This window comes from Bradyrhizobium sp., assembly GCF_049581145.1.
In the GTDB taxonomy this organism is placed as follows: Bacteria; Pseudomonadota; Alphaproteobacteria; order Rhizobiales; family Xanthobacteraceae; genus Bradyrhizobium.
This window is the reverse complement of sequence record NZ_JBAURI010001097.1, coordinates 1-4,218: the sequence shown is the minus strand read 5'-3', so window position 1 is coordinate 4,218 and position 4,218 is coordinate 1. Positions and strand designations below refer to the sequence as shown.

At 65.7% G+C, this 4,218-nt stretch carries 6 protein-coding genes; 1 reads left to right on the top strand and 5 read right to left on the bottom strand.

Annotated elements, in window-relative coordinates; all coding sequences use genetic code 11:
- Positions 1–265, top strand: a 265-nt coding sequence (locus WCB02_RS35355) for a methyltransferase (protein ID WP_423966031.1), incomplete at its 5' end; no start/stop codon positions are given.
- A 253-nt stretch (positions 266–518) separates the two neighbouring features.
- Here WCB02_RS35355 and dhaK read toward each other — a convergent pair.
- The 5 genes from dhaK to dhaM form a co-directional block, all read right to left on the bottom strand.
- A complete protein-coding gene (gene dhaK, locus WCB02_RS35350) occupies positions 519–1,508 on the bottom strand; it encodes a dihydroxyacetone kinase subunit DhaK (RefSeq protein WP_423966029.1) in 990 nt (329 codons plus the stop codon).
- 43 nt (positions 1,509–1,551) lie between these two features.
- Positions 1,552–1,983 carry a hypothetical protein gene (locus tag WCB02_RS35345; protein WP_423966026.1) on the bottom strand — a complete coding sequence of 144 codons (432 nt, stop codon included), beginning with the start codon at positions 1,981–1,983 and terminating at the stop codon, positions 1,552–1,554.
- Complete coding sequence (ptsP, locus tag WCB02_RS35340) at positions 1,980–3,578, bottom strand: phosphoenolpyruvate--protein phosphotransferase (RefSeq protein ID WP_423966024.1); 1,599 nt, start codon at positions 3,576–3,578, stop codon at positions 1,980–1,982. The genes WCB02_RS35345 and ptsP overlap by 4 nt, the downstream gene beginning before the upstream one ends.
- Before the next feature lie 4 nt (positions 3,579–3,582).
- A complete protein-coding gene (locus WCB02_RS35335) occupies positions 3,583–3,897 on the bottom strand; it encodes an HPr family phosphocarrier protein (RefSeq protein WP_423966022.1) in 315 nt (104 codons plus the stop codon).
- On the bottom strand, positions 3,890–4,218 hold a 329-nt coding region (dhaM, locus tag WCB02_RS35330), incomplete at its 5' end, for a dihydroxyacetone kinase phosphoryl donor subunit DhaM (protein WP_423966020.1). The genes WCB02_RS35335 and dhaM, both read right to left, overlap by 8 nt.

The following is a 4,218-nucleotide window of genomic DNA, read 5'->3' as shown; positions in this document are numbered from 1 at the left end:
GGCACAGAAAAGGACGCTGCTCGGCAAGGTGTTTGAAGCTCTTCCGAAAGGCGGCGCAGTCATCGTCTATGACGCCATCATCGACGATGATCGCCGCGAAAATGCTTTCGGTCTTCTGATGAGCTTGAACATGCTGATCGAAAGTCCCGGCGGGTTCGACTATACGGGCGCGGATTGTCAGGATTGGATGCGCCAGGCCGGATTCTCGAAAACGCGCATCGAACCGCTTGTCGGTCCGGATTCGATGGTGATCGGCCTGAAGTAGATGACCGCGGTCATCGTCGCAGGCTATGCGCGGCACGAAGCCATCTTCGACCGGAGCATCGACATGCAGCTTGTTCGCCTCGCGCAGGAGACCTGTGGATATCTCGCGGCCACGCCATGCAGCCGTAGCGCGAAATCCTGTTCGCGTTGCGACCGTGAGCAGGGACAAAAACAACGTGATATTGAAAAAGTGAAATCAGCCCATCGAGTCGGATCAGTCGATAAACCTTGGGCTGACTTCGGAAGAGCAGGAATCAGACCCCCCAACGGAGCGCCGCGGTGTGCACCGGCGCATCCCATAACGTCTGCGCCTGGCTGTCGAGGACCGACACGGTGATCGAGACACCGGCCATGTCGAGAGACGTGACGTAGGAACCCGTCAGGAAACGGGTCGCCTTGATCCCCGCGCCGTCCAGGATCCGCCTGGCGCTGTTGACCATCAAATAAAGTTCGAGCAGAGGCGTTGCGCCAAACCCATTGATGAGAAGCAGCACTTCACTGCCCCGGCCCGGCGCCAGATCCTTCAGGACCGCGTCGAGCAGTTCCGCGGCAATCGCATCGGCCGGCGCCAGCGGAACCCTGCGCCGGCCCGGCTCGCCGTGAATGCCGACGCCCATTTCCATTTCATCATCGGCCAATGTGAAATTCGGCCGCCCGGCCGCGGGCACGGTGCATGGCGTCAGCGCCACACCCATCGAGCGCGTGCGCCGGTTGACCTCGTCGCCGAGCGCCTTGAGAGCGGCAAGCCGCATTCCGGTCTCGGCCGCGGCGCCGACCATCTTTTCCACGATCAAGGTCCCGGCGACACCGCGACGGCCGGTCGTGTAGGTCGAGGTCTCGACCGCCACGTCATCGTTCGTCAACACGGTCGCGACGTCCCGGCCGGCCATCTCGGTGGCCATGGCGAAGTTCATCACGTCGCCCTCGTAATTCTTGACGATGAACAGGACGCCGGCACCGGTGTCGACGGCCTCGGCCGCTTCGACCATCTGGTCCGGCGTCGGCGAGGTGAAGACCTGGCCCGGGCAGGCCGCATCGAGCATGCCGAGCCCGACAAAACCGGCATGCAGCGGCTCATGTCCCGAACCACCGCCTGAAATCAGCGCGACCTTGCCGGGCTTCAAAGTCCGGCGGCGGACGAATTTGCGCTCGGCGCCGAGCGACAGAATGTCAGCATGGGCGGCCGCGAAACCATCAAGGCTTTCCTCGAGTACCGTGTCGGCGCTGTTGATCAGCTTTTTCATGAACGTCCTCCCGATTGTTGATTTTGCAGTCCGGATCAATCCATCAGCCTACGCTCTCCGCATAACGTGCGAGCCGCGAGGCGAAGTCCACGACGAGCTCGTCGAGGGCGCGGTTCTTCTTGTCGTCGCCGAGGTCGGGCACCGTCACCGCGATGGTGCGCGTGCGCGCATCGCGGTGCGGCGCGCGCAGCCGCCCGGGGTGCGCACGTCCATAAGCTTTGATGAATGCCGCGCGCTCGGCGGCAGACAAATGGCAGACTTCAAAGATGATCGCGACATGCTTTGCCGGGATGGGCACCAGATATGCCGGATTCGTAATCTGGGTCACAAAGGATCGGTTCTTGCCCAGCGCGGCCGCGAGTTTCAGCCGCGTGCCCGACGGCCGGTTGTCGAGCACCCGCCGCAGGATGTTCTTGTAGTCCGCGACATGGCTGTCGCCAGGCTCGCCTGTAATGTCGCGCGCATCGCTGCTCATGGCCTCACCGTTGCGATCACGGCCTTGAGCCGTGCAACCGCGACCGGCGCCACCGAGAATATCGTGAGCCCGGTTGCGAGCAGCACCGCCGTCAGGCGCGTGTCCGCCGCAGCGTCGCCGCAGAGCGAGACCTCGACGCCCCGCCGCCGTCCGGCCTCGACCGTCCGGGCGATCAGCGACAGCACCGCCGGGTTGCCGGTATCGTTGAGATCGGCCACCGCTCCGACGTCGCGCGCCGCGGCCATGGTATACTGGGTCAGGTCGTTCGAGCCGATGGAATAGAACGCAGACTCGAAATCCTCGGCGCGGAGCGCTGCTGCCGGGACCTCGACCATGATCCCGAGCGGCGGGCGCGCGCACGCGATTCCTTTCGCCGCGAGCGCGGAGCACTCCGCATCGAGCATGGAAGCGGCGCGGTCGAGTTCGGAGGGAACAGTGATCATCGGCAGCATGACCTTCAAGGGCCCATGGACCGCCGCGCGCGACAGTGCCCGAAGCTGCACGCGGAACACCTGCGGTCTCGCCAGCGAGAGGCGGATGCCGCGCAGGCCCAGAAATGGATTGCTCTCGCCGTCGGCAGTCAAGCCGGGGATCGGCTTGTCTCCGCCGGCATCGAGGGTGCGGATCGTCACCGGCCTGCCTTTGGCCCAATCGACAATGCGCCGATAGACCGCATATTGGGTGTCCTCGTCCGGCAGGCCATGGGACGCTTCGAACAGGAATTCCGTGCGCACCAACCCGACCCCGTCGCAAATCGCGGGATCGAGACCGTCGATATCGTCAAGGGCGGCGACATTGACGAGAACCGAGATAGGGCGGCCCCCGGCCGTGCGCGCCGGTTCGGTGCGGACGGCTTCGGCGGCGGCCCGCGCAGCCTTCGCGGACGCCATTCGGAGTTCGAACCTACGGCGTGTCTCTGGTTCGGGATCGAAGATCACGGTGCCGGTATCGCCGTCGACCAGCGCCAAAGCCGGCGTATGGCCTTTCCATGATAACGGGCCGAGCCCGACGACCATGGGGGCGCCGCGCGCACGCGCCAACATCGCGACATGCGAGGAAGGCGAGCCGGCCGCCAGCACGATGGCGCCGCCGCGGCTCCAGTCAGCCGCAAGAAAGGCCGAAGGCGTGATGTCTTCACCGGCGACGATCGAATCGCCGGCGATCTTCGCGGCCGGATCCGCGCCGCTCAGATGCGCAAGCACGCGGTCGCGGATATCGACGAGATCCGCGGCGCGGGCCCGGAAATATTCATCTTCCGCGCTGCGATAGCCTGCGACCTCCGCGTCGAGCGCCGCCCGCCAGGCCTGGTCGGCTGCGGCCCCCTCCGCGATGGCGTGGTAGGCCTCCTCCGCCAACGCATCGTCTTCGATCATCGCGACCTGGAATTCCAGCATGTCGGCCGCTTCTCCCTGAACCGACTCGATCAGTCCGGCGATCTCGGCCGTCGCAGCCTCGATCGCCGCCTGCAATGCGGCCGCCTCGTGCGCGGGGTCGCCGACATCGGTCCGCCTCGCAACGGCTGTCGCCAGCAAGGTCACGGGCCCGATCGCAAGGCCCGACGAAGCGGCGCGGCCGGTGAGATGGATTTCGGCCATCGCGTCAGGTCTCGCCAAAACCGTCATTGACCAGCGCCAGCATGGCCGCGAGAGCCGCCTCGCCGTCAGGACCGGTGATGCGGAAATGCAGCGTTGCGCCCTGCGGCGCCTTCACGCGCATCACCTTCACGGGGCTTTTGGCGTCCGTCCAGGGGCCGTCGGGGGCGAGCGCAAGTTCGACCTTCGCGGCAAAGCGCTTCGCGCACTGCGTGAGCTTGACGGAAGGCCGCGCATGAAGTCCGACTTGATTGACGAGAACCGCCGACGCCGTCAGCGGCAACGACTCTCCGGCCGCCCGGCTGGCGTTGGCATCATGCATAGAATTCCTCCGCACTGCGCTTGACGGCAGCGAGCGGCGAGCCGCCCGAAGACTCGGTCGCCGCGATCACGGCTCCCTCGACGACCGGGGCATTGCAGACCACCACGCGCGCGCGCCGGTCCTCGGCCAGCATCTCCACCGCCATCTCGGAATTCGTCTCCGCCCCGCCAAGATCAACCAGGATGGCCACGCCAGCCGGCGACCATGCCGTCTCGATCGCCTGGAGGATTCCAGCAACATTCGTGCCGAGGCCACCATCGACATCGCCGCCCGTCCAGGCAAGCGGCACGGCATCGCCCACCATCTGGCGCACCATATCGG